Source organism: Bacillus sp. ABA4_010, assembly GCF_056159105.1.
In genome coordinates this window covers 3,211,399-3,237,556 of record NZ_JBSWUN010000003.1, presented here as the reverse complement: position 1 = coordinate 3,237,556, position 26,158 = coordinate 3,211,399, and the positions used below count along the sequence as shown (strand labels likewise).

At 39.5% G+C, this 26,158-nt stretch carries 18 protein-coding genes and 1 pseudogene; 17 read left to right on the top strand and 2 right to left on the bottom strand.

Going from position 1 to position 26,158, the window contains the following annotated elements:
- Positions 1-114 precede the first annotated feature (114 nt).
- The 11 genes and pseudogenes from ACXAEO_RS17115 to ACXAEO_RS17065 all read left to right on the top strand — a co-directional run bounded on the left by ACXAEO_RS17115 (position 115) and on the right by ACXAEO_RS17065 (position 15,676).
- Entirely contained in the window at positions 115-1,002 is an 888-nt protein-coding gene (locus ACXAEO_RS17115) for a phosphate/phosphite/phosphonate ABC transporter substrate-binding protein (RefSeq protein WP_474883237.1), read from the top strand.
- A gap of 33 nt (positions 1,003-1,035) precedes the next feature.
- Complete coding sequence (locus ACXAEO_RS17110; protein WP_474883236.1) at positions 1,036-3,540, top strand: bifunctional diguanylate cyclase/phosphodiesterase; 2,505 nt, start codon at positions 1,036-1,038, stop codon at positions 3,538-3,540.
- 420 nt (positions 3,541-3,960) lie between these two features.
- On the top strand, positions 3,961-6,744 hold the full coding sequence (locus ACXAEO_RS17105; RefSeq protein ID WP_474883235.1) for a GTP-binding protein: 2,784 nt from the start codon (positions 3,961-3,963) through the stop codon (positions 6,742-6,744).
- A 405-nt stretch (positions 6,745-7,149) separates the two neighbouring features.
- Positions 7,150-7,953, top strand: coding sequence for a hypothetical protein (locus tag ACXAEO_RS17100; protein ID WP_474883234.1), 804 nt, complete (start codon positions 7,150-7,152; stop codon positions 7,951-7,953).
- 13 nt (positions 7,954-7,966) lie between these two features.
- Complete coding sequence (locus ACXAEO_RS17095; protein ID WP_474883233.1) at positions 7,967-9,061, top strand: glycosyltransferase family 4 protein; 1,095 nt, start codon at positions 7,967-7,969, stop codon at positions 9,059-9,061.
- Entirely contained in the window at positions 9,058-9,837 is a 780-nt protein-coding gene (locus ACXAEO_RS17090; RefSeq protein ID WP_474883232.1) for a HipA family kinase, read from the top strand. Before ACXAEO_RS17095 ends, ACXAEO_RS17090 begins: the two co-directional genes overlap by 4 nt.
- A 164-nt stretch (positions 9,838-10,001) precedes the next feature.
- Complete coding sequence (locus ACXAEO_RS17085; protein ID WP_474883231.1) at positions 10,002-10,994, top strand: BMP family lipoprotein; 993 nt, start codon at positions 10,002-10,004, stop codon at positions 10,992-10,994.
- 4 nt (positions 10,995-10,998) lie between these two features.
- A pseudogene (locus ACXAEO_RS17080) lies at positions 10,999-11,706 on the top strand (HAMP domain-containing protein); the annotation flags it as partial.
- On the top strand, positions 11,701-12,648 hold the full coding sequence (locus ACXAEO_RS17075; RefSeq protein ID WP_474884256.1) for a methyl-accepting chemotaxis protein: 948 nt from the start codon (positions 11,701-11,703) through the stop codon (positions 12,646-12,648). The pseudogene ACXAEO_RS17080 and the gene ACXAEO_RS17075, both read left to right, overlap by 6 nt.
- A 214-nt stretch (positions 12,649-12,862) precedes the next feature.
- Positions 12,863-14,044: a 3D domain-containing protein gene (locus ACXAEO_RS17070; protein ID WP_474883230.1), complete on the top strand. Its 1,182-nt coding sequence runs from the start codon at positions 12,863-12,865 to the stop codon at positions 14,042-14,044.
- Positions 14,045-14,191: 147 nt separating this feature from the next.
- Positions 14,192-15,676, top strand: coding sequence for a glycoside hydrolase family 32 protein (locus ACXAEO_RS17065; RefSeq protein ID WP_474883229.1), 1,485 nt, complete (start codon positions 14,192-14,194; stop codon positions 15,674-15,676).
- 170 nt (positions 15,677-15,846) lie between these two features.
- On the opposite strand, the gene ACXAEO_RS17060 is transcribed toward ACXAEO_RS17065, so the two are convergent.
- Together ACXAEO_RS17060 and ACXAEO_RS17055 are read right to left on the bottom strand one after the other, a co-directional pair.
- The gene (locus ACXAEO_RS17060) at positions 15,847-16,275 is read right to left on the bottom strand and encodes a hypothetical protein (RefSeq protein WP_474883228.1); all 429 of its coding nucleotides are present in this window, start codon (positions 16,273-16,275) and stop codon (positions 15,847-15,849) included.
- Positions 16,276-16,554: 279 nt separating this feature from the next.
- Positions 16,555-17,082 carry a GNAT family protein gene (locus ACXAEO_RS17055; protein WP_474883227.1) on the bottom strand — a complete coding sequence of 176 codons (528 nt, stop codon included), beginning with the start codon at positions 17,080-17,082 and terminating at the stop codon, positions 16,555-16,557.
- Between the two features lie 413 nt (positions 17,083-17,495).
- Here ACXAEO_RS17055 and ACXAEO_RS17050 point away from each other — a divergent pair, with 413 nt between their 5' ends.
- The 6 genes from ACXAEO_RS17050 to ACXAEO_RS17025 all read left to right on the top strand — a co-directional run bounded on the left by ACXAEO_RS17050 (position 17,496) and on the right by ACXAEO_RS17025 (position 26,094).
- The gene (locus ACXAEO_RS17050; RefSeq protein WP_474883226.1) at positions 17,496-18,890 is read left to right on the top strand and encodes an alanine/glycine:cation symporter family protein; all 1,395 of its coding nucleotides are present in this window, start codon (positions 17,496-17,498) and stop codon (positions 18,888-18,890) included.
- Between the two features lie 90 nt (positions 18,891-18,980).
- The gene (locus ACXAEO_RS17045) at positions 18,981-19,721 is read left to right on the top strand and encodes an IclR family transcriptional regulator (protein ID WP_474883225.1); all 741 of its coding nucleotides are present in this window, start codon (positions 18,981-18,983) and stop codon (positions 19,719-19,721) included.
- 232 nt (positions 19,722-19,953) lie between these two features.
- Positions 19,954-21,633: a M20/M25/M40 family metallo-hydrolase gene (locus ACXAEO_RS17040; RefSeq protein ID WP_474883224.1), complete on the top strand. Its 1,680-nt coding sequence runs from the start codon at positions 19,954-19,956 to the stop codon at positions 21,631-21,633.
- 385 nt (positions 21,634-22,018) lie between these two features.
- Positions 22,019-23,212 carry a M20 family metallopeptidase gene (locus ACXAEO_RS17035; RefSeq protein ID WP_474883223.1) on the top strand — a complete coding sequence of 398 codons (1,194 nt, stop codon included), beginning with the start codon at positions 22,019-22,021 and terminating at the stop codon, positions 23,210-23,212.
- A gap of 150 nt (positions 23,213-23,362) precedes the next feature.
- Positions 23,363-24,802, top strand: coding sequence for a PAS domain-containing sensor histidine kinase (locus ACXAEO_RS17030; RefSeq protein WP_474883222.1), 1,440 nt, complete (start codon positions 23,363-23,365; stop codon positions 24,800-24,802).
- A gap of 266 nt (positions 24,803-25,068) precedes the next feature.
- On the top strand, positions 25,069-26,094 hold the full coding sequence (locus tag ACXAEO_RS17025; protein WP_474883221.1) for a Bug family tripartite tricarboxylate transporter substrate binding protein: 1,026 nt from the start codon (positions 25,069-25,071) through the stop codon (positions 26,092-26,094).
- Positions 26,095-26,158: the final 64 nt, after the last annotated feature.

The window sequence follows — 26,158 nt, the reverse complement described above, 5'->3', positions numbered from 1 at the left end:
ATGTCTAAAAATTAGAGTGGAATAACCATCATAAGTGTACGATATAAAATAAGGTGTTTCGATAAATAGTATTAGATGTGTATAAAAATGTCGATGTCCATATGGAGGTAAGACATGAAAAAGAAATTATTACTTCTTATTTTTATAAGTTGTATCATAGCGCTACTCAATGCATGTGACCCTTCTTCTCCTCGTTTAACAATCGGACTCATTCCCGTTCAAGAAAGTGAAGAACTAAAGAAGAATTTTGAACCGATGCGCAAGCATCTGGAACGGGAAATGGGAGTTTCGGTAGAAGTTATCGTTCCAAAAAACTATCAAGGATTAATTGAAGCAATGCAAAATCAACAAGTAGATATTGGCTGGTATGGCGCATTTTCTTATATTGCCGCCCAACAAAAAGTTGAGTTGGAACCAATGGTGTTAGAATACAGGAAAGAGATAGGGCTTTCATATTGCTCGTTAATTATCGCGAAGCAAAATTCTCCTATTAAAACCATTGAAGATTTAAAGGGCAGAACATTTGCTTTTGTTGATCGAGGGTCGACGTCTGGTTTTGTCGTGCCATATGCATTATTTAAAAGCAGAGACATTGACTACAAGCAATATTTTCAGCAAGTAATGTACGCAGGCTCTCATGATGCTGTGCCTTCAAATGTATTAAGTGGAAACGTTGACGCGGGAGCTGTTGGAGAAATTGCCTTTAAGCGCCTTATTGGAGAAGGATTAATACAAGAAAATGATTTTCATATTTTATGGAAATCTGAGGGAATCCCAGGATCTCCATTCGTTGCTCGAGCGGATTTAGACGAGCAGTTGAAAGTTGATTTTCAACAAGTCATGCTTTCGATTCATGAAGAGGCACCGGAGGCGATGAATACTTTTGATCGTAATATTAAGCATTATGTAACGTTTGACGATAGCTTATATAATACGACAAGAAATATGGCAACCATTTTAGGAGAGCGCTTTATTGAACGTTATTTCTTAACAGGAAATTAATATTGAACGTGCTGCACAAAGGAGGAAAATTGCTTGGGGGTCAATAGTGTAAAGTTTCGGGCAACGATCTTAATTTTAATCGTATGTATCGTCACCATCTCTATATTTGGCTATGCCTCTTTCGTGAATACGAAAGAAAGTATTGAGAAGAAATATTTTAATGAGTCGGAACTCGTTCTTGAGCATACGATTCATGAATTTGAACATCAGTTTGAAAGTGCTGAAAATGCGATAGGGCAGCTAGCTCAATCACCAGAAATGATACGAGCAGGCACTGAGTCAAATTATATTCGTGATACAAGCCGTTTGCTTCAGATGATTCAAAAGACCGTTCCCCATAGTCGAAATATTGAATTCGGTACAGCAAACGGACATGTATATATGAGCTCAGAGATGAAGGTGTCTTCTAATTATGATCCGAGAGAACGAAACTGGTATATAGCTGGAAAAGAGAACAAAGGCAGGGTTGTGTGGACGGAACCTTACTTGGATTATCATACCCAAAAGATTACTACCACTGCTGTTCAAGAAGTGACAGATTCAGACGGGCCATTTCTTGGCGTATTGGCGGTTCATTTTGATGTGTCAACCATTAGTCAATTTATTAGCCGTTCAGCCATTGGGGAAGATGGATTTGTCATATTGGCAGGCAGAAGCGGAACCATTATCGCCAATCAAGATGATTACATGATTGGAAAGCCAGTGTTCGATGGGAACTTGGAAAAAATGATGGCATTAACGAGTAAGGAACAGACGGATTATGAGCTTTGGGGGCGAGATTACTATTTAAAATCGGATACGATTGATCAAAACGGTATGTTCGTTGTGACCGCGATTGATAAACAAGAAATTTTTGATAAAGTGTGGGAAGTTCACTTTCCTGTTCTTTTTATCGGCGTTTGTTGCTTATTGTTGTTCAGCGCTATTGCGTATGTGGCGGCATTGAGAGGGATTGCTCCATTAGAAAAGCTTGTCTCTTTAATGAAGTTGGCGGAAAATGGGGATTACAATGTGCATGCTGAAATTAAACGGTATGAGGAAATTAACAGCTTAGCCAAAGGTTTTAACAGCATGATTGAAAGCATCAAAAAGCGTGATTATGAATTGACCATTTCAAATATTCAACTGAAGAACGCGAAAGAAAAGCTAAGATCTCAATATGAAGAATTAAAAGAGTCACAGAAGGCATTGAAAGAAAATGAGCGAAAGATATTACATCTTGCTTCATATGACGAGCTGACAGGGTTGTTAAATAGACGCAGTTTAGTAGAGTTGCTAACGAACATTACGGATGAAGGAACCGACACGTCGGGGTATAAGGCCGTTATTTTCATTGATTTGGATAATTTTAAAATTATTAATGATACAATGGGACACTCGACAGGCGATCAGCTTATTAGAGAGATGGCTCGACGGTTCGATGCGCTTTCACACGTTGATAAAGCAGCACGTATAGGGGGCGACGAATTTATTATTCTCGTCGATAACATTGCTTCTCTTGATGAAATTGATCATATTGCTAAAAGCATTTTAGCACTGCTGGAAAAACCCGTCGTAATCAATTCGATGAATCATAATGTAACAGGAAGTATGGGAATTGCGCTGTACCCTAATCATGGCACCAGCGCAGAAGAATTGCTGAAGAATGCAGATATGGCGATGTACGGTGCAAAAGCGCAAGGGAAAAATGGCTATAAAATGTTTGACGAAAGCATTCAACAAGATATTAAAGAAAAGGTCATGATAGAAAAAGGAATAAGGCAGGCTTTAAAAAATGATGAATTCCACTTAAATTATCAGCCTTTATATCATTTAGCTGATAATCGAGCTTCGAGTATTGAGGCTTTGTTACGATGCAGTACGCCGCTATTGAAGGACTTTTCCATGCTTAAAATTATTAAGGTTGCAGAGGAAACAGGTCTCATCGCAAGCATCGATAAATGGGTGCTCAAAAATGCCTGTTTGTTTGCCAAACAATTGAACGATCAATTAGAATATGAAATTAAAATATCGGTTAACATTTCAGCGGCTCATATTATGCAAAAAGATTTTGTTAACCATGTAAAGCAGATTATAACCGAGACAGCAGTGAATCCCCGGTGGATTGAATTAGAAATCACAGAAACGGCCGTTATGGAGTCGTTTGATTTAAACATACAAAAACTAGATGAATTAAAAGAACTGCAGTTAGATCTATATTTGGACGACTTCGGAACGGGTTATTCATCATTAAATTATTTGAATAGTTTACCGATTGACTATGTGAAAATTGATAAAACTTTCGTGGATTCTATGCTGCATTCTGAAAAGCATAGCAAAGTAATTAAAAGTATTATCCACCTTGCCCATAATATAGGTTTAAAGGTAGTAGCAGAAGGCATTGAAGAAAAACGTCAATTTGATTTGCTCAAATATTATCAGTGTGATGTACTACAAGGTTACTATATTAGTAAGCCGTTAGATGCTCATCAGTTGCTGGATTTTTTGAACTCAAGTGTGGACATCTTACATACTTCCAATCTTGTCTCTAATACTTAATTAAAACGCCGGTGCTTCTTTATACTGGCGTTTTGATATTATAAGACAAGAAGAGATGTCAATTTTCATCATGACCCTCAAAAAAATGTTTGTATTAATGAATGTTATAGATAGCATGTTTAACATCTCGCAAATGTTCATAATAAAAAATATGAATCCTTTTAATAAAGGTGTGAAGTTTTTCTGCAAATGGGCAAGCAAGATCTACTCATCTTTTTTGTTTTAAAACGTTTGCTTTACGGGTAAAACAATATATACCCCACTTTATAACTCCACATGCATCATTCCATCGGAAGAGATTCGCAATCAGTGCTACAAACTACTTGAACAATCCCTCAAAGGTTTAGGAAGTTCGACATGACCGTCTTTTAGTTATGTCAAATTTTCTAAGTAGATGGATATAGATAACGGAGGATGAATATGACATTAGAGAATCAATTAATAAAAAAACGATATTACGAGTCTTGGATACAAGAAGAAACACGGCATCCAATTGAAATACTTGGAGAAGCAAGTTTAGCTGAACAGCGAAAAGAACTGTATGATTTAAGTGCGATCCGCTTTGCGCAAGGGGAAGTTTATTACCACCATAAAGACTATGAAGCAGCCATTTTTAAATGGGAGAATGTTCATGGAGAACTTGAATTATGGGCGCGCAAAAATATGGGAGACGCCTACTATGAAATGGGATTGCTGGAGGTAGCTGAAGACATCTATTCTAACATCGAGGCAGAGTCTCATATGCTTGCCGCGGAAACCGGTTTACAATTATTTTCTTTATACTTAGAGCAACATCAACCAGATCGTGCTTATGACGTCATAAAAAAGCTTGTGGCTCTTTATCCGGATTATGGACATATCACAGTATTGGCGCGCACTTTTTATGAAGAACGAAAAGATTGGAATAGTGCGATTGAGCTTGCCGTTCATGAAGCAATTCGTACAGAGTCATCGAAGTGGTTCGACGCACTCCACATGTATATTGAGAACGGCTATACGAAACAATTGACTCCTAACTATTTTTATCAAGTATTATTTACTCTTTATAAGGCAGATCATGCTTATTTTGAGCGAGTAGTGAGTACTCTTTGGCATAGCTATGAAGGAGAAGAAAGCTACCTGTCATGGGTGAAGATGATAAATGATATTTTATTAAATGTGGAGATGGAAGTGCGCCATACTTGGCCTGATATTGCAGCGATGTGTGAAGAAACGTTTTCTCGATTGATGGAAGGCGATTATTTATTGGCAGAACTGCATGAAGTGATCCCGCATCTGTTGACGAACTGGCTAAGATCGGTAGACGCATCTCGTGCGTTACTTGCTTCGACAGCAATCTTTGCATGGAACGAAATGTTCCCAGCTTCTTTAAATGCATCAACTGTAAAAGAAGCGCAGACCCTCATCTTCAACAGCAACACAAATATAGATGGATTTAGTTATGCGATGACGCTTTGCGATTCCATTATAAAATGGACAAAAGCACAAGAGTTGGAAATGGCGGATGTATTTAGTTGGCGAGTTCGGAATTTAGCTGATATGAGCCGTACAAATATTTTAGTAGCAGGTTTTTCTGGAGTAGGGAAATCGGCATTCGTCAACTCTGTACTTGGAGAAAACCGATTAGGAGCTTCTGGTCAGACCGTTATGATCAAACATGGTGAACAGGAGCAAAGCTTCGACCTGTTCAGTCAAGAGATCAAGGAAACGAAAAGTAGTGATAACCAAGATGGCAGGAGTCAAAGGTTGACCACAATGGATAGCTTCATTGAATTACAAACACCATCCCGCTTTTTAAAAGAGCACGGGTATTCCTTTATCGATGCAAGAGGCTGGAGCGAGAAGGGGCTGTCTGAAAAAGAAGTGCTTAAGTATGTGTCTCTAGCTGATGGATTATTAGTATTGCTTGATGCAAATGAGCCATTTACAGATACCGACCGTGATGCTTTACTAGATTTGCGACACTATGCTCCACATATACCTGTTCATTTTCTATTAAACAAAATGGATGTAGTGGGCGATGATGCAGAAGCCATGAAACTTATCGATGAGGCAACCGCCAAGGTTCAGGCTTATTTCCCTAATGCCCGCCTGTTACCGTATTCTTCTATTTATGCTATTAGACAGCAACTCAGTCATCTAGGACAGTTTATGAGTTCGCACTTTAATATGAGTTCGGATGATTTAGAGGCAAAACGGACTGAAAAGCTGTTATTGCTCATACGCGAAACATTAACACATCTCTTTAAAAAGAGAATGGAACGGGAAAAAGGATTGATTGATTCTATTAAACAGAATGAAGATATCGTAGTGAGATTAAATGGATTTATGAATACGGTTAGTGACTTGGAATTGGAAAAGACGCGCATCATTACGAATGCTTATCGTAAAATTACAGAACAGTTGGAACAGGAGATGGCTGAAAACATCCCAATCATTCTTCATGGCTGTTCAGATTTAGTGGATGAAGAGAGTGACATGCGAAATATTGACGTAGAGTTAAACGAAAAAATGAATGAACGGCTTCAATTATATGTACAAGAAGAGATTGTTCCGAAGTTATGTCGTTCCATTGAAACGTGGCTTGAACAATCGAGCGATGAGTTATATCAGGCTCAAGCGTATTTAACTGAAATGAGCGAGACTTTTAACGGAATCTATGAAGATCAAAATATGAAGCTGGAGTGCGATTTGAAAGTACTCGATGATTGGCGCAGAGATGCTAATCGAATGACAAGTAGAGTTGGAATAGAAGAAGAGAATATTTTACTTCGCTTTAAGCCGACGCAATTTCTATTGAAAAGTGCAGGAAAGTTATTAGGAGCTATTCCGCAAAATAAAACATTGCTTCAAAGCCAATATAAAAAGTATTTAGAAAGTGAAACGTATGAAGATATTACGGATTCAATCATTAGCAAGTTTTTTGTACAGCTCGATTTATTTGAAAAGGCGTTGCAAGTTGATATCCATCTATTCTTCAAACAACCTTCCATCACGCTGCAAAATATGGAAGTAAGGGCCCGTCAAGAGATTCAAGACGGAGAGGAATTACTACATGAGATGAAAGAGAATCCAGAGGCTTATTATGACCCGCTTACTTTATTTGAGTTAAGGTTACGTCAATATGAATTGATGATAAAAGCAGGACAGGATGTTGAACATACAAAATCTTTTGTAGAAGAACAATCAGAACCGGCTCATTAATGATCCTAAAGGAGCAACATACTGGATGTCATGCTTCAATAAAAAACTGGTGGAACAGAAATTATGCATTTCTGTTCCACCAGTTTTTTTATTATATATTTTACTTACTCTTTCGATATTTCTTCGTGTGAGGAGAGGGGGGATAAATGATTCTTTAGACATCTTGAGGCATTCGCTAAAGTCTAGGGAGCTTTGCATGTCTACATCATAGTGAGTAGAAAAATTTACAAATGATTAACCTTTTTTTTACAAAAAGGATAAACTTGTACGAATAGCCGTTTCAAAATCCTATAATTATTCATTTAATATATTAAAACGTGATAAGACAAGAGAGACATGGAGGGGAAAATGCATTCTCACTGTCTAATCTAAAAAATATGAAAAAATAGAATTGGGGGATGAAAATTGAATTGTGAAAAAATAGAAAAGAAAGTAGAGAAGATTCACGTTCAAACGGTGGAGAATGAAGATGTTATTGTGCAAAACGACTCTTCGCTTCAGATGATTGGAAAGGGAAGACAAGGTGCTGTGTTTAAAATCAATCATGAGTGGTGTATGAAAGTTTATGGAGAAGAGGAGGATTGTGAACGGGAGTATTTCGCCCTTTCACTCGGCAAAGACACAGCGCTAATACCGAACGTATATTGCAAAGGCGACAATTTTATTGTGATGGAAATGGTATACGGGGTCGACTTGCGTGAATATTTACAAACAAATCCACTTACAAAAGAACTTTCGTACCAATTGATTCAGATGTTAATTGTGTTTAAACAAATTGGATATGAGCGAATTGATCATCATAAAAGACAAATCTTTCTTCAAGATGATGGGTCATTAAAAGTTATTGATGTAGGGAGAACGGTATGGAGAAATCGGGTATATCCGTTTCCGAGAAAGCTTCTGCAAAGTTTAGGAGAAGAGTATAAAGCAGTGTTTATGAATCATGTGCAGGAGATGGCGCCTGATCTTTACAGTGAATGGAAGCATTACATCCAAATGGAAACCGTATCAAGAGAATTGTATCATCAGCTGCAAAATAAACAAAAAGACCTTCATTTTGACTCAATTGATAAGCAAGCGATGCAATTATTAACATCAAAAGGTCGGGACGCATATTATAAACAGCTGAAAAATCTTATGGCAAAAGTTGTGAAGGAAGAAAGAGAAAAAGAAAAAAAGGAATCCGATGAGATGGGGGAAGCTGGATAAGGAAGTGAAGAGGATGAAGATTTTAGTAATTTGGCGTTTGTTAACCGTGGGAGGAGTGAATGCCGGTTGGCGTAATCGAGCCATTTACTTTAAACAGCATGGAATCGACATAGAATTCCTTTACTGTAAAGACCTTGGCGGGATGCATATGGTGAAAGATGTGGCGCCTGTTTATTTAACGAAAGACAAGCAGGAGATTCATCGTATTATCCGTGATAATCAATATGACGCCATTGTTGTTGTTGATACAAGCCAAGCTTATGATTGGCTAGAGGAAGTCGGTTATGATGGTCCGATTATTATTGAAGCACGGACACCTGAAATCGTAAAACTAAAGCGTAATTTGAAAGGACACGAAAAGATTTCTCCGCAACTATTTATTGTGCCGTCACAACATCAAAAAAGAGTCTTGTCTATTTTAATTGACCGTCCGATACCGATTGATGTGATTCATAACGGTGTCGATACTTCCTTTTTCTATCCGTTAGAACGAGAAAAGATTCATATGGATCACGAACCAAAATTGCCCGGCGGTAAAAAAATTGTTGCTTACATCGGCCGATTGGATGTTCGGAAAAATTGGCGTTTATTTCTAGATATCGCCGAATTTGTGAAAAACGAAAGAGACGATATCGAATTTTGGTTGATAGGTGGCGCGAAAAGCGTTGAGCGTGAAGTGTTCGAGCAAGAGTGGAAACAGCGTCAATTAACAGATATTGTTCAATGGCTTCCGGTTGTTCCTTATCAGGAAATGCCGCACATTTATGCTAAAATTAAACATTCAGGTGGTTGCACAATTGCGACAACCCGTGCAGAATCATTTGGGAATACGTTTATTGAAGCGATGGCTTGCGGTGTTCCAGTTGTTGCTCCCAATGTCTCTTCAATGCCAGAGATTATCGCTCATGGTAAAACTGGTTATTTGTTTCAAGAAGATTACGTCAGAGGAGCAGCGGAACAAATTTACGAAATTATCGACTATCCGAATGCCTATGAAAAGCTATCCAGAAGAGCTAAAAAACGGGTGGAAAAGATGTTTTCTCTCTCTCACTGTGCTGAGAAGTATATGGACATCCTTCGCGATGTCACGGGAAGGAAAGAGAAATGAAGCCTTTAACTTATCGAGGTCTCTTTGCTAGTAAAACGAATAACGCGCATCTGATTACATTTGATGACGGATATGATTATGTCGTGAAACTGTATAAAAGAAAGGAACATAAAGCACTTGTGAATGAGTGGCTTGCTTATTGCCTGGCTCGTTATTTAGCCTTACCTGTTCCTTACTCTTACTTAATTGACATGCCAGAGTCGTTTGTTTCAGCCATTCCAGATAGAGGGGAAGCAGAGTATACGACAAAGCAGTTTGCGAGTCGATATGTAAAGGGCAGCTTAAATGGTCATGAAGCCGGCGTTATCCAAATCTCCAATACGGCGGACCTTGCTCGTATTATCGTGTTTGACTACTGGTTATGCAATACAGATCGGACACGAAAAAATATTTTGCTGGAAGAAATGACAATAGGAAACTATCAACTTTGGGCCATTGATCATGCCGAAATATTAGGGTCATTCTCTTGGACCATTAATGATTTAGAAAATTTGCCTCATCAGGTGCTGGAAAGTGCCACACATCAACTGATGGCGTCATTTATTGAGGAGGAAGCGGACTTTAAAGCACAGATTAAAATTATTCAATCCATTCCAACACAGCTCCTCGAAGAAATTCTCTCATTTATTCCCTCTGATTGGAATTTATCTGCAGAAGAGCAATATGCCTTAATTAAAGCTCTTAATTACAGGCGTTACTATATCCTTCCTCATTTGATTGGTAAATTTATGAAAAGAATCTATCGCCCTGTTCATCGACCAACAAAAGGGAAATAAATAACAGAAGCTGGACGTGATATCACATGTCCAGCTTTTTCATGGGAGAGAAACAGTTTTCCAAAAGTTGTCTATCATCTTTACCTTCATTCTTCACTTAAAGTTCCGATAATAAAAATAGAATCACTATGATGATTAACGCATGTCTAGAAGGGAGAACAAGTATGAAAAACTTTTCTTTTTCCATACTGCTCATGATGTTCATCGCTGTTGTTTCTGCTTGCAGCGGAACGGCATCTTCTACAGAAGAAGAGCCAAAAAGAGTGAAGGTAGGGATTATGTTGTCTGACGTCGGACTGGGGGATCAGTCTTTTTCTGATGCTGGGTTTGATGGACTTGAAAAAGCGCGAAATGAACTGAACGTCTCGTTTGATTATAGGGAGCTAGCGGAAACGGGTACATACGAGAATGGCTTGGAAGAACTCGTCAAGCAAAAAAATGACCTCATTATTGGACTTGGATTTGCGATGCAAGAAGCACTTGAAACGGTAGCAAAAAAGTATCCAAATCAACCGTTTCTTTTAATTGACGGTGTATCTGAAGTGCCAAATGTTCATTCTTTAACGTTTAAAGAAGAAGAAGGCTCGTTTTTAATAGGGGTTCTTGCTGGTATGAAAACGAAAAGCAATGTGGTTGGGTTTGTCGGCGGAATGGATGTACCGCTTATTCGAAAGTTTGAACAAGGATTCATAGCCGGAGTAAAGGAAGCCAATCCTGATGCGGAAGTTCTGTCACAGTTTGCTGATGATTTTGGAGATGACCAGTTAGGTCGAGAAATAGCAAAAACGATGATTAGCCAGAAGGCAGACTTTATTTATCCAGCAGCTGGATTTACAGGAGTCGGTGTTCTTCAAGAAGTGCAAGACCAAGGAAAGCATGGTTTTGGGGTTGATAGCGACCAATACTTTTTGGCAGAAAAAGCGATCGTTTCTTCCATGCTGAAAAGAGTCGATGTCGCTGTATTTAATGTGACTAAGCAATTAGTTGAAACAGGTGAAGTAAAAGAACAGCATATTGAATTAGGGTTAAAAGAAGAAGGGGTTGCGTTAGCTCCTGTACGAATCATGGAACTATCGCCAGCGGAAGAAGAAATGTTGAGCGGTTTACAGGAAAAAATCATGGACGGCTCCATTGAAATTATAAAGGGAAAGGAGTGAGAACATGAAATTACGGCAGAAAATTTTATTGATCTCTGTAATTCCTTTATTATTGTCTTCTATGCTGATTGGATACACGATTTTTCAAATGAAATCTTTGAATTCCTCCACGGAAGAAATTGTCTCGCTTTTAATGGATGTTGAATCATTGAATGGGAGCATTGGCAGTACAAGAAAATCGCTCGGTGCTTATTCTCTCAATATGACAGAAAGTAATGCTTATGATACTCTTCAAGATTTAACTGAAACAAAAGATGTTTATAGCAAACTAAAAAGTTCTCTAAACGAAAAAGAGTATTCGTATTTAAACGAACGAATTTCTATTAAGTTTGGTGAATTATACGAAGGAGCAACAAAAGCGATTGAATCAAAAGATAGTGCGGAAGTGAAGCGTCAATCTCTTCGCACAAAGGGCGTGGCGAATGACATTTATGAATTGAAAGTAGTGATTCATCAACAATATGAGAAGATGCAGTATGAGATGCATACAAAAATCGCCTCTCTTATCCAATTTGCAACGTTTGCGGTATTAGCGTTAGTCGTTGGAAGCGTTGTGTTTGCGTTAGTGTTCACGAAACGAATCATTGCGCCTATCCAGAAAATAACAGAAAATGCTCGGGATATTGCGGAAGGGGATTTATCCATTCGTCATATAACCCTTCGTACGAAAGATGAAGTGTTTGATTTAAATGAATCCTTCACGCAAATGACTGAACATTTGCGTTCCCTGATTCAAACGGTTGGAAGCGAATCAGCTCAAGTGGCTGCTTCAGCAGAGCAGTTAAGTGCAAGTGCAGAAGAGTCCATGAAGGGGCTGGAAGTCGTGACCGAATCTATTCAGCAAATTTCTTCAGGATCTGATAATCAAACAGAAATGACAGATGAAGCTTCTCGGGCGATGAATGAAACGGCAAAAGGAGTTAGCCGGGTAGCGGAAAGTGTTTCAGTAGTGTCTGATTTAGCCTTGAAAACAAATCAGAAGGCGGAACACGGAACAAAGCTCGTGCAAGAAACGCTTACACAAATGTCATCCATTTCTGAGTCGGTACAAGAAACTGACCTCAATGTGAAAGCGCTGAATGAACGCTCAAAAGAAATTGGTGGTATTTTAAAACTAATTACAGATATTGCTGATCAAACAAATTTATTGTCGCTGAATGCAGCCATTGAAGCTGCAAGAGCAGGAGAGGCCGGAAAAGGATTTGCGGTCGTAGCGGCAGAAGTTCGGAAATTAGCCGACCAAACGACGAAATCAGCTTCGCAAATTGCGGAAATTATTCAAGAAGTGCAAAAAGGGACCGAGCAATCGACCCAATCGATGGACACGGTCAAAGAACGAGTGTCCACTGGTTTGCAAATTGCTAATGAAACGGCAGATACATTTGAAGAAATTTTGCAATCGATGATGTATGTTGGAGCCCAGTTTGATGAAATCTCCGCTATTTCACAGCAAATGAGTGCAAGTTCTGAGGAAGTATCGGCAAGCATTCACGAAATGGCGCTAGTGGCGAAGGAAACATCGGACCGTACACAAGAGGTCGCTTCAGCGTCCGAACAACAGCTTGCATCTATGCAAGAGGTTAACTCAGCCTCTGTTTCGTTAACAAAAATTGCAGAAGAGCTGCAGGAGATTATTGCAAAATTCAAGTTGTAAATGGGGTTAGAACTGGATTCATAATTGAATTTTAACGAAAGAAAGCCTACCTTAACAATCCTTATTTTCATGGATGTTGAGGTGGGCTTTTTGAATATAGTTCCTTCTATTATACATTTCACTTGATGATTCGACACACTTTTAATCTATTTGTAACATGAATGGTGTCGATTTCATGGTATAACTATATTTATAGAAAAGGGAGGGGAAGCGTATGCAAGCAGTGAGGCGTATGATTCTCGTAATGTCTACAGGTTTGCTTTGTTTGTCGAGTCCAATTAGTATGTACGCACAAACAAGCAAGGAAACTCTTCAACAGGTTGAACAGAAGCTTGAGCAAACAGAAGAAATGGTCGAGCAAAAAGAGAAAGAAAAAGAAGCTGTTCAGCAAGAGATTACGCAAATTGAACAAGAGTTAGCATCTTTACATACTTTTATTTCAAAAAATAAAGAGGCACTGGAGAAAACGCAGAAAAAAATTGAAGAAACAAATCGTCTTATTAATGAAAAAAAAGAAGAAATTGTTATGCTTCAGGATAAAATTTTGACACGTAAAGGAATTATGAAAGAGCGGCTTGTCGCTTTGCAGCACAATGATAATACGAATCTCATTATTAGCATGTTTTTAGAAGCGGATAGTTTAGCAGATTTTATTCGTCGGGCCAGTGCGGTCACGACACTTATTAATGCAGATAAAGATATTTTAGGTGCACAGCAGGAAGATTTGCTCCAAATTGAAGAAGATAAAAAAGAAATTGATCGCCAAGAGAAAATTTTAGAAAAAGAAGAAGCGATTCTTGCTGAGCAGCAAGCTGAACTTGACCAAAATTTACAAAAAAGAGAACAATCGTTAGCAAGCATGCAAGAAAGGTATAGCAAGGTTATCCAGCAAATGGCGATGGCAGAAGAAGAAAAAACAAAAATGGCTTCCCAATTAAAAGCTGTTCAAGAGCAGATTAAAAAAGAGCAAGAAGAAGCGCGCGAACGAGCGGCAAAAGCAGCTAGAGAGAAGGCGGAAAGAGAACGAGCGGCAAAAGAAGCACAATCGGTCCGACCCACGACTACTGGAGCTTCTGCCAATAGTTCAGCAGCACATGTTGAAGGAAAAGAGATGTATATGGTTGCGACCGCTTACAGTCATGAAGAAACAAATGCAAACGGCTATAGGACGGCACTTGGATACAATATTAAAGATAATCCTGATTTGAAATTGATTGCGGTTGATCCAGCCGTTATTCCACTTGGCAAGAAAGTATGGGTGGAAGGCTATGGCGTGGCTGTTGCTGGAGATACAGGCGGCGCTATTCAAGGACATAAAATCGATGTATTAATGCCAACACGGGCTAAGGCGCTATCGTGGGGACGAAAAGTCGTTAAGGTTGTGGTTTTGGATTAAAGTGGATTGCGCATTCCTGAATGAAGCAAACGAAAAGAAAGATATGTCCTATGCTTGAATGTGAAACGTATCGTGTTATCATGCCGTTTTTAGTTCATAATAAAGTAGAAAAGCAAACGAAATGACTCGGAAAGTTGGGTGAGCGGGATGGAAACGGAATTACCGAAGGAAATTGCGAAGGCAGAAGCTGCTGTTTGGGAGAAAGCGAAGCACATCCGAAAAGACTACCGACTAGGCTATCATATTATGGCGCCTGCCAATTGGATTAATGATCCAAACGGCTTAGTTCATTATAAAGGTGAATACCATGTCTTTTATCAGCATCATCCATTCGACGAACATTGGGGACCGATGCATTGGGGGCATGTGAAAAGCAAAGATTTAGTGCATTGGGAGCATTTGCCGATTGCCCTCGCCCCAGGGACGACATATGACCGGGATGGATGTTTCTCTGGAAGCGCAGTAGATAATAATGGAGTGTTAACTTTAATTTACACAGGTAATATTTTTATTCAACGCATACCCGAAATATTGGACCAATGCCAATGTATTGCTACGAGCACGGACGGTATTCATTTTGAAAAAGATCCTGATAATCCGGTCATTGATACGTTTCCAGAGGAAGGTTCCGGGCATTTTCGCGATCCTAAAGTGTGGAAACATGAGAATGAATGGTATATGGTGCTTGGCACAAGAAAAGAAGAGACTGGAAAAGTCGTCATGTATAAGTCCGAAAACTTGAAGCAATGGAGTTACCTTGGGGTGCTTGCTGAAAGTAACGGAACAGAAGGATATATGTGGGAATGTCCAGACTTTATCGAACTTGGAGGAAAGCATGTCCTTCTCTTTTCACCGCAAGGGATAGAACCTAAAGGAGATCACTATCAAAACCTTTATCAGACCGGTTATCTTACAGGGGATTTCAACTATGAAACGATGGAGTTTTCGCGTGGAGAATTTAAAGAACTCGACCATGGCCATGATTTTTATGCCATTCAGAGCTTTTTAGATGATAAGGGGAGACGAATTGCCATCGGCTGGATGGATATGTGGGAATCACCGATGCCGTCGAAAGAGCACGGATGGGCTGGTGCGATGTCATTACCGAGGGAACTAACTTTAACAGAGGATGAGCAACTGCTTATGAAACCTGTTCCTGAACTGGAAAAACTGCGCGAACAACTAATCGATGTATCCGTTCCATCTGTTCATAATGAAAGCAAGGATACAGGGGTACGGGGAGATTTGCTGGAAATTAAAGTGAGTTTTTCGTTAAAGGATGTTACGGCTGAAGAGTTTGGACTGAAAGTAAGGTGCGACGAAGCTGGAACGGAAAAAACGGTAATTGGCTTTAAGGTTTACGACCAAAAGCTGTTCATTGATCGTGAACATTCAGGTAAAGGAGTAAAGGGCATTCGGACAAGCAAGGTAGAGCCCGAAGGTGATATGCTATCTCTTCATGTTTATGTAGATCGTTCGTCTGTTGAAGTATTTGGAAATGGCGGACGAAATGTCATGACAAGTAGAGTGTATCCAAAACGAACAAGCTTAGGTGTTCAGTTGTATGCCAAAAATGGCTCGGTTCAGATAGAAGAACTAAACATTTGGCAGCTAAAAGATATTTGGATATAGAAAAAAGATACGGGAGAAGTCCTGCGGAAAGCGGGACTTCTTTGTCGTAACGATACATTTTTTTAATGAATCTACACAACTGCTATTGTGTTAGCCTGTTGAAGTATTTTAGAAAGATGGTAAAAATTTAAAAAATAAAAATGATAGAAAGCTTCTAATGGCGATCAAGTTTACTTTTGCTTGAATAATTGATGGAAAAGGCTATTGTTTTTCCTCGCTTGTTTTTCTTTTTCGGCCCGCATTTTTTTCAATTTTTTTTGCGTTTTTATCGTTTGCCATTTTTCATCAAAGAGGTGGGCTCGCCGCTTTTCTTCAATTTCTTTCTGCTGTGCTGACGTTTCAAGATGACCGGCCCATTCATTATATAAACGAAGCAGTGGAAACGAAAGTTTATCTCGATGTTCCTCAATCGAATAATATTCTAAAAAAGCGGCTTTTCGTATAGCATTAAACTGTTGGGCATCTTTCATATGTTCGGAGCAATAATAATGAGTATCTTCTCGTTTCTCCCAAAGAGTCAAGGGGGACAAATTCACGGTTGAAGTACAATATCTACAAAACATCATTTTTCTTTGATTAGTGCCAAGCTCTTTATCCATCGGTCACTTGCCTCCAGATTTTGTCCGGTCATTTTTCCTCTTCTTCTCATTCTACAAAAGGATAGCACGGTTGCCAATGTGCAATCAAAAATAATGTCATCTATGAAGCGATGTCCACACAAAAAAATAGATGGCTTCTACCTGGTCGTTTGCCATGTAGAAGTCATCTATTAGTAAGAAACGGTTCGACCCTTTCAGGGAGAAGGTTCTGATGGAATAGAAATCAAATCGAATGACTCTAGTAACCGAGCATAATATAAGCGTCAATGACCTTTTCGCTTATTGATATAAATCATTCCATTTAATTTCACCAGATTTTGTTTCTTCATCAACCGTTACTTGAAAGTTATGCTTTTCATAGAAATGAATAAGTCTGTTCACATGATCCCAATCTCTTTCGGCTATGTCTCCTGTAATGTAGGGAACATTTTGTTCTCGTGCAATTTCTTTTAAGTACTTCATGCAGATTGAACCGAATCCTTTGTTAGCAGGTCCTTTAATATCGGCAATATGCATACGGTTCTCATCTGAATAAGTAGCGTGAATGGTAAAATCCCATTTTCCTTTATAAGAGCGTTCGCAATCATTCAGCATGATTTTACATAAGTGACCATCATCCACTGTCGAGACAATAACCCACTTCTCTTCTTTCGTTTGTTCAATCCCTATGACTTGGTTGTCTTTTGCAATTTCTTTTAAATTGTCCTGCATGCGAAAGAGCTGATACTCAAGGTTCTCTAAATCCTCTTTTAATTCAAGGGGACTTTTTTGTTCCTCGTGTTCTGTTCTTAGTCTGCTCAGCGACATTTTATCAAAACTCCTTTCAGGTTTATACAAGTTTATGTGAGTAATGGAGAGGTAGTGTGTCATCTTTTTTTTGAACGGTGACCTTACTTTTCTATCCTTTTGAAACACACAGTTTTCCATTTTACTAGAAAAAAAGAGATGAAGCAAATTTTCTAGACCTAAGCGGCTGTCACTCGCCTTACAGGATTGGCGACATCGACTTAGGTAAATTTTTATAGATTAAGTATAAAAAATTCATAAAATTTTATGAATATAGACAATTATCTTTGTTTCGGATTATAATGATTTGTAAATAGAAAACAATTCCACAATACGGAATTGTTAAGGGGGAGTTTGTTATGCTTGGTTAGTCAAATGTTATTGTAAGCGCTATCTTTAGGATGGGTAAATTTCACAAAAAGGAGAGAGACAGTATGGGGAGATTTATGGAGGTAATTGGAGCAATCACAGGGGTAATATGGGGACTTCCGATGATGTTGCTTTTGTTAGGAGGAGGAATCTTTCTCACGATTCGCTTAGGATTTTTCCAATTCCGCTATTTGCCACATATCATCAAGCAAACATTTGGAAATATTTTAAATAAATCCAATGGTTCTGAAGGTTCGTTGACCCCCTTTCAAGCTGCTACATCTGCTTTGGCTTCGACTGTTGGAGCGTCTAATATTATTGGTGTGCCAGTTGCGATTGCTTTTGGGGGACCTGGTGCGATTTTTTGGATGTGGATTGTTTCCTTAATTGGAATGGCGGCCAAGTACTCAGAAGTTGTACTTGGGGTAAAGTACCGCCAAAAAAATGAAGAGGGTGAATGGGTTGGGGGCCCGATGTACTATATTGACAAAGGCTTAGGATGGAAACCGGTCGCTGCGTTTTTTGCATTTGGTTTAATGCTGGAAATTGTGGCGAGCACGATGGTGCAGTCCAACTCTCTTGCGACAACTGTGCAAGGAGCATTTAATATCCCGCCGGCTATTACAGGAGCAGTTATCATAGTGTTAATTGGCATCATTGTTTACGGAGGAATTTCACGAATTGGTCAGGTGACAGAGAAGTTTATTCCGTTTATGGTTGGTATTTACATTATTGGGTCCATTGCGGTGATGGTTGTTAATGCTTCAGCCATTCCATCTGTCTTTTCGCTCATTATTACACATGCGTTTACACCGATTTCTGCAGCAGGCGGATTTGCCGGCGCAGGGGTAGCGGCAGCCATTCGCTGGGGACTTGCACGAGGGGTTTACTCTAATGAAGCAGGCATGGGAACGGCACCGATTGCTCATGCGACTGCGAAAGTGGATCATCCTGCCAAACAAGGATTTTGGGGCATTTTTGAAGTGATTGTGGATACACTGATTATTTGTACGATCACAGCGTTCGTTATTTTAAGTTCAGGAGTATGGACAGAAGTGGCGCCAGAACAAGCTTCTACGATGGTCACAGAAGCGTGGAGCCAAGTGTTTGGAAAAGAGATCGCGGGAACTTATATGACTATATGTTTATTTTTCTTTGTGCTGTCAACGGTTATTGTCATCATTTATTACGGAGAAAAACAAGCGGAATATTTATTTGGTACCACTTTTTCAAAAATCATGCGCTTTGTCTACATAGGGGCTATTTTTGTAGGGGCAATTGGAGGATTAAAGCTTGTATGGCAGTTCCTTGATATTTTGTTAGCTCTTGTTATTATTCCAAATGTAGTAGCGTTATTGTTATTAAATAAAGAAGTAAAAGCAGTAACAGTTGATTATTTTCAAAATGTTTATAAAAAGAAGGACTCATCATCATCTCGCTCTTTCAAAAAGGCTGAATAGTCAATAAAAGAGTTGGATCATCATTGAATATGTTCGTAGATAAATAGTATAATTATTCAATAACTATACTGCGAATATAGGAGAAAACAAATGGTTCAATCAATTGACCGTGCAATGCATATTATTCAAATCTTAGTTTCGGATCCGCATAAAACCGATTGGTCCATTACTGAATTAGCAGAACGGACAGAACTGCCGTTAAGTACGATGCACCGCTTGTTGAACTCCTTAATGGATCATGGGCTTGTCATGCAAAACCGCAGCACAAAGCATTATAAAGTTGGCTATACGTGGATGGAAATTGGTCTGCGTGTTCTTGATAGCATCGACTTTCGCGCAGCAGCTCGTCCTGTCATGGAAAAATTGGCTTTAGAAGTAGAAGAAAGTATTTACTTGAACATTCAAGATGACGTCTATGGAATGACCGTTGAAATCGTTGATAGCCCTTTAAAAGTCCGGATTGCCGAAACGTTGGGAACAAAGGGACCTTTACATGTGGGGGCACCGAACAAAGCGATACTTTCGTATTTAAAAGAGGAAGAAAAAGAACAAATTCTTGAGAAATTACGGTTGTCTAATGAAGAGAAAGAAGCAATACGACTGCAAGTGTTAGAAATTCGAGAAGCAGGTTATGCCATTAGTAAAGGGGAGCGAACAGAAGGAACCGTGTCTATTTCTGCGCCAGTCTTTGGTTATGGGGATAAAGTAGTTGCGTCCGTCAGTATTAACGCACCAAGCTTCCGGTTTACAGAGGAACGTCTTCCTTCTTTGATTGAAAAAGTGAAATATGCAGCGAAAGAAATTTCCACTGGGATGGGGAGATTTTACTGATAGAGAATATGAAGACTGTCTCATGAGCCCAAATGGTTTTGAGAAAAAGGTATTGTTGAAGGTGTCTAAAGAGGGGATATCCCCTTTTATAGGCCCCTTCTTTTTTCTTTTTCATAACTAAAAAAATTCGATAAAAATGGATGACAAAATTTTCTGAATGAATTATAGTTAAGTTAAAGATAAAAACAGAAAAGGTTTCCGCTATACGGAAAATGCAAGGGGGAACGATGAGATGTATCATCAACTATGGAAGATGGATTTGCCTTCACAAGCTGAGTTTTTGACGCGTCATTTAGTAGGGATTCAAAGTATTAATGGAACGGAAGGGGAAGTCGCAGTAGCGGATTCTATTAAAGCGGTGCTTCAAAGCTTTCCATATTTTCAAGAAAATCCTCATCTATTGTGGGAACAAATCATCCCAGGGGACCGGCTCGGACGAAAAAATATTTTTGCACTTGTGAGAGGGAAAAAGGAATCAAATAAGACGGTCATTTTCCATTCGCATATTGATACGGTTGGCATTGAAGACTTTGGTCATTTAAAGTCAGATGCCTTAAACTCTGATGTACTAGAAGCGTTTTTTTCGTCATATGAGAATGATCAGGACGTTCAAGTAGACGCTCAATCAGGTGATTGGCTGTTTGGAAGAGGGGCTGTTGATATGAAAAGCGGGGCGGCCGTTCATTTAGTCAATACTTTATATTTTACGGAGAATTTGGAAGGGTTTACAGGGAATATTCTTTTAATGTTTAATCCTGACGAAGAAAGTCAGCATCAAGGCATTATTTCTGCTGTCACTGAGTTAAGAAGATTAAAAGAAATATATGGACTGGAATATGTCTCAGCCATTAACGATGATTTCATCACCCCGCTGTACAAAGGAGACTCCCAGCGTTACATCTATACAGGAGCCGCTGGAAAGATTTTGCCAAGCTTTTATATATACGGACGTGAAGCCCATGTAGGCGATACCCTTTCTAGCATTGATCCTAATTTTGTCGCAGCGGAAATTACGCGCCGGATTCATAATAATTTAGATTTAGCTGAAAATATCGAAGGGGAATTAACGCTTCCGCCGACATGTTTGCAGCAACGGGATAATAAAGAGTTCTATACAGTACAGACAGCGACAAGCAGCTACTTGTATTTTAATTATTTTCTTTACGAACGGACGGCTAAAGAAGTGCTCGATAAGCTGACAGTTATCACGAAAGAAGCTTGTGTGGAAGTAGAATTTTACTTTTTAAAGCAATACGAGCAATTTTTAAAGCGAACTGGTTTACCGGGAAAAGAACTGTCTTGGTTTATTGAGGTAACGACTTTAGCGGATTTTGTGGAGGAGCTCGAATCAAAGGGAATACCGGCTTTGAAGGCGGCGAAAGCCGTAAGGGAAGAACATCCTCACCTTGAGCCAAGGGCACTCTGTTTTCAAATAGTCGAGGCTTTGCAAAATTTGGACCCGGAAAAAAAGCCACGAGTGATTATTTTCTTTGCTCCACCTTATTTGCCGCATAATTATTTAAATGAAGGAAATGAGCGCGATGCGAAACTTCTTCAACTTATTAAAGAAGTGCTGACAGAAGCGGAAAGACAAACAGGTGAACAATTTGCTTTGAAAAAGTTTTTCCCGTATTTAGCAGATGGCAGCTTCCTTTCCTTACATGAAACAGATGAAGAAATTGATTCGCTCATTCACAATTTGCCTGAATGGGAGGCGATTTATCCAGTTCCGGTTAACAGCATCCGAGAATTGAATATTCCCTCTATCAATATGGGAGTGTATGGGAAAGACGGGCATAAATGGACAGAACGTGTCTATAAGCCATATACGTTTCATATCCTTCCAGAGCTGATTCGGAACACAGCGATCAAATTGCTAGAACAAGAAGAGAGCACTCTATTAAGTGTATAATAGAAGGTGTGTCGCTATTGGAGATGTCCAGAAGCGGCACATCTTTTTCATGTATATAAATCGACCTAGAAAATTCGACATGACCAAAGAACGGTCATATCACTAGACCTAAGCGGCTGTCACCCCCCTTGCGGGGTTGGTGTCATCCGCATAGGTGAACCTTTGAGGGCTAATTCAAGTGGTCTGAATAACCATTGGAAATGTTCCTGAATCAAATGAAGCTGTGTCGAGTTATTAAGTGGAATATATAACATGACGTATTCCTCACGTTCTGCATACGTGTATATAAATCTATGGTTTTTTCTCTTACGTCTCGATACAATGAAAGTATTGAAGATATATCAAGTTAGCGCGTTGGACATAAACGGATAAAGGGGTTACGAAGATGAAAAAAATCATTACAGCAAAAATAGAGGAACTCCAGCAAGACTTTTATAAAATTAGTCAATTTATAGGAGAAAATCCTGAACTTGGCCATGAAGAAGTAAAAGCATGCAAAGTGTTAACGGAAAAGCTAGAGGAGCATGGATTCTCAGTGGAAGTCGGTACGTGTGGACTGCCGACGGCTTTTACGGCTGTATATGACACCGGAAAACCTGGCCCTTCTATAGGTTTTATGGCGGAGTATGATGCTCTTCCTGGTTTGGGGCATGCATGTGGCCATAATCTTATTGGAACGATGGGCATTGCAGCAGGGATTGGATTAAGCAGTGTCGCAGAGGAGTGCGGCGGCAAAATTTACGTGTACGGAACGCCAGCAGAGGAAACGCGCGGCGGTAAAGTGACGATGGCAGAGGCTGGGGTATTTGACCATTTAGATGCTGCTTTAATGGTTCATCCATATTATTGCCATCAGCGCAGTGGAACCTCTCTTGCGATGGATGCTGTTCAGTTTGAATTTTTCGGAAAATCTGCTCACGCAGCAGCAGCTCCTCATGAAGGCATTAACGCATTGGATGCCGTAATTCAAACATTCAACAGCATTAATGCTTTACGACAGCATGTAAAGCCAGATGTACGTATTCATGGAATCATTCCTGAAGGTGGTAAAGCAGCGAATATAGTCCCTGACTATGCGGTTGCTCAATTTTATGTTCGAGCGGCGAGCCGCAGCTACGTGAATGAAGTAACGAAGAAGGTACAAGCTTGTGCAGAAGCAGCGGCGCTGGCGACTGGAGCGCGTCTTGAAGTATCTAATTATGAATTTTCATATGATGATATGGTAACAAATGAGGAACTATCAGATGCCTTTACAGAAAATTTAATTGAATTGGGTGTGAACCCAGAGGAAATTTATGAGGATGAGGGAGACCATGGCTCTCTTGATATGGGGAATGTCAGTCAAGTGGTCCCAGCTATTCATCCATACATTCAAATATGCTCTGAATTTTATGCTTGTCATACACATGAATTCAGGGAAGCATCTATGAGCGACCAAGGCCGTGAAGCGATGATTTTAGGGGCCAAAGCGATGGCGTTAACGGGATATGATTTGTTGACGGATGCAAAACTGCTTGAAAAAGTAAAGAAGGAATTCCAAGAAAAAGGTAGATTAAAAGAAACAGTTAAAGATGTCTAGTCATTCCTGAATTTTGCGGGCTGTATGAGAAGAATTCGTTTTCCTCTTTTCATACAGCTTCAATTTTTTTTATTTTGATTGTTGGAATGATTTGTTAGAATATAGTGCGTAACTGTTTTTTTTAATAAGTCTCAGTAAGGTGTGGAAGTATTGGAAAAGAGAATAATGATAACGTCGACGTTATTAAAAGATATATTCTATGAATCAAGAATTCCTCAGATGATTAGCACATTAGACTTTAAAATAACCGACATTAATCAGGCATTTTGTGAATTTATCGGATACACGAAAGAAGAATGGTCCGCTCTTTCAGTGGAAGAGATTTCACATCCCGAGGATTTTCAGCAAGACATGCGGATGTTAGCGGAAATTTTAGATGGACGCCGCAGTGAATATCATATGGAGAAGCGATATATTGATAAATCAGGAAGAATTAAGTGGGGGTTATTAAATCTATCTGTTATTAAAGATGATCGGACAAAAAAACCATATTTATTAGGGCAAATTGTAGATATAACGGAAAAAAAAGCAATGGAAGAAACGCTCAAAGAGAGTGAACAAAAATATCGACTGCTGGCAGAGCATCTATCAGATGTCATTATGCTCCATAACGTTAATGGCACGTATATTTATATTTCACCTTCCATCCAATCCCTTATTGGCTATAGTCCGGGCGAAATGCTGGGAAGCACCCCTTATGAATACATTTACGAAGAAGACCTTTCTCACGTTCAGCACGCCCATCAAAATATGTTGGAAACAGGAGAACCTGTTTTGGTTACTTATCGTTCAAAACGGAAAGACGGTTCGCTTATTTGGTTAGAAACCGCCATTAAAGGGATTTATGATGAACAAACAGGCGAATTGAAAGAACTTGTCTCGGTTTCAAGAAATGTGCAGGAACGAAAGGAAACGGATGAATTGCTGCGGCGCTCCGAAAAATTAGCCGTAGTTGGAGAAATGGCGGCAGCAGTAGCCCATGAGATTCGAAATCCGCTTACATCCATTAAAGGGTTTATGCAATTATTTGCTTCCACTCGTGAATACAATGAGATGTACTCTACGATTGTCTTAACAGAGCTGGAGCGTGTGGAAACCATTATTTCTGAATTTTTGACTTTGGCTAAGCCACATAGTGGTGAAAAAATAGAAACAATTCATATGGTAGAGCTAATTGAACAAGTAATTCAACTTATTCAAACAGAAGCGCTGCTGGAAAATAAAGAAATGACCTTTCACGTCCATCCTGCTGTTTCCTTCATTAGAGGGAACGTGAATTCATTAAAACAAGTTTTAATCAATGTGATTCAAAATGGATTGGATGCAACCGAAGAAAAAGGAAAAATTACGGTGGAAGCCTTTACACATGAACAGTTTTTCTGTGTTCGCGTCCATGATAATGGCTGCGGTATTCCTAAACATCGTTTAGCTAAATTAGGAGAGCCGTTTTACTCGACGAAAGAAAAAGGAACCGGGCTTGGGCTAATGACAAGCTTTAAAATTATTGAACGTCATAACGGACATATTCATATTGAAAGCGAAGAAGGAAAAGGAACAACGGTTTCCATTTATCTTCCGTACCCACACTAAAAAGCTGGCATTCACATGGCCGGTTTTTTTGTTGTGAAGATAATTGATTCATCGCTGAAAGCATAAGGAATCAGTCATGCTTTAGAGCTCGTCAAGTGAGAATTTTTCTTTTCTACTCTCTCAATCTCCATTCTCATGCACAAAATGAACAAAATCCTTTTTATGAATTTTATTTCTCTTATTGTAATAATGTGTGAATTTTGGAGATTTGTTGTTATCATTCAGTTACAAAGTAAACGCTTTCAAATAAACAAGGGGGTAATACAATGAAAACAAAAAAGAGATGGGCTTTCACAATGATGGCGGGAGTGATGGCATTTGGATTAGCAGCCTGTGGGGGAGGGGCTTCTGAAACAGCTAAGCCGTCTGAGTCGAGTTCGTATCCAGACAAACCAATTGTAGTCGTTGCGCCATCTGGAGCTGGCGGCGGCTGGGATAAGACGACGAGGTCTTTAGCGAAAGCGGCTGCTGAAACGAAGCTTGTCGAACAAACGATGACCGTTGAAAATAAACCAGGAGGCGGCGGTGCTGTATTTATGGCGGAATATGCCACAAAGGACGTAAAGGATGATTACAAGCTATTCGTCAACTCACCACCAATTCTTATTAATAATCTGAAAAAAGAAGGAAACAGCCCTTACGGCTATCAAGATACAACGCCGTTAGCCCAATTGTTGAAAGATTATGGAGCGATTGTCGTACCAGCGGACTCTAAGTATAATGACTTGCCAACATTAATGGCCGATTTAAAGGCCAATCCTGGAAATTTAACGGTGGCGGGAGGTTCTGCGCCTGGTTCGATGGACCATTTAATTGCCGTATTGCCGGCGTTCAAGGCAGGAGTCGATCCTAAGCAAATGAAATATGTGTCCTATGATGGTGGAGGAGAAGCGATTGCGGCTTTACTCGGAGGGAATGCAGATGTGATTGCAACCGATGCCTCCAGTGTCGGCGAATACTTAAAAGCTGGAAAGATTAAGGTATTGGCAGTTTCTGCTCCAGAGCGTTTAACGGGTGATTTGCAAGCGATTCCAACGATGAAAGAGCAAGGCATCGATGCTGAATTTATCATTTGGCGCGGGGTGTTTGGACCGAAAGAGATGTCAGAAGAAGCATTCAAATTTTGGAGTGAAAAGTTGAAAGCGATTTCTGAAAGCGAAGAGTGGAAAAAAGAGTTAGAGACAAATGCTTGGGTAGGCGAATATAAAAATGCGGATGAGTTTAAGAGTTATTTAGAAGAGCAAGAACAACTAATTACCGAATTATTGACAGCACTTGGCATGCAGAAATAACAGTTTGAACAAGGAGGCCCCAAAAGCGCTTTGGTCTTTTGGGGCGAAATGCTAGAGCAACGAG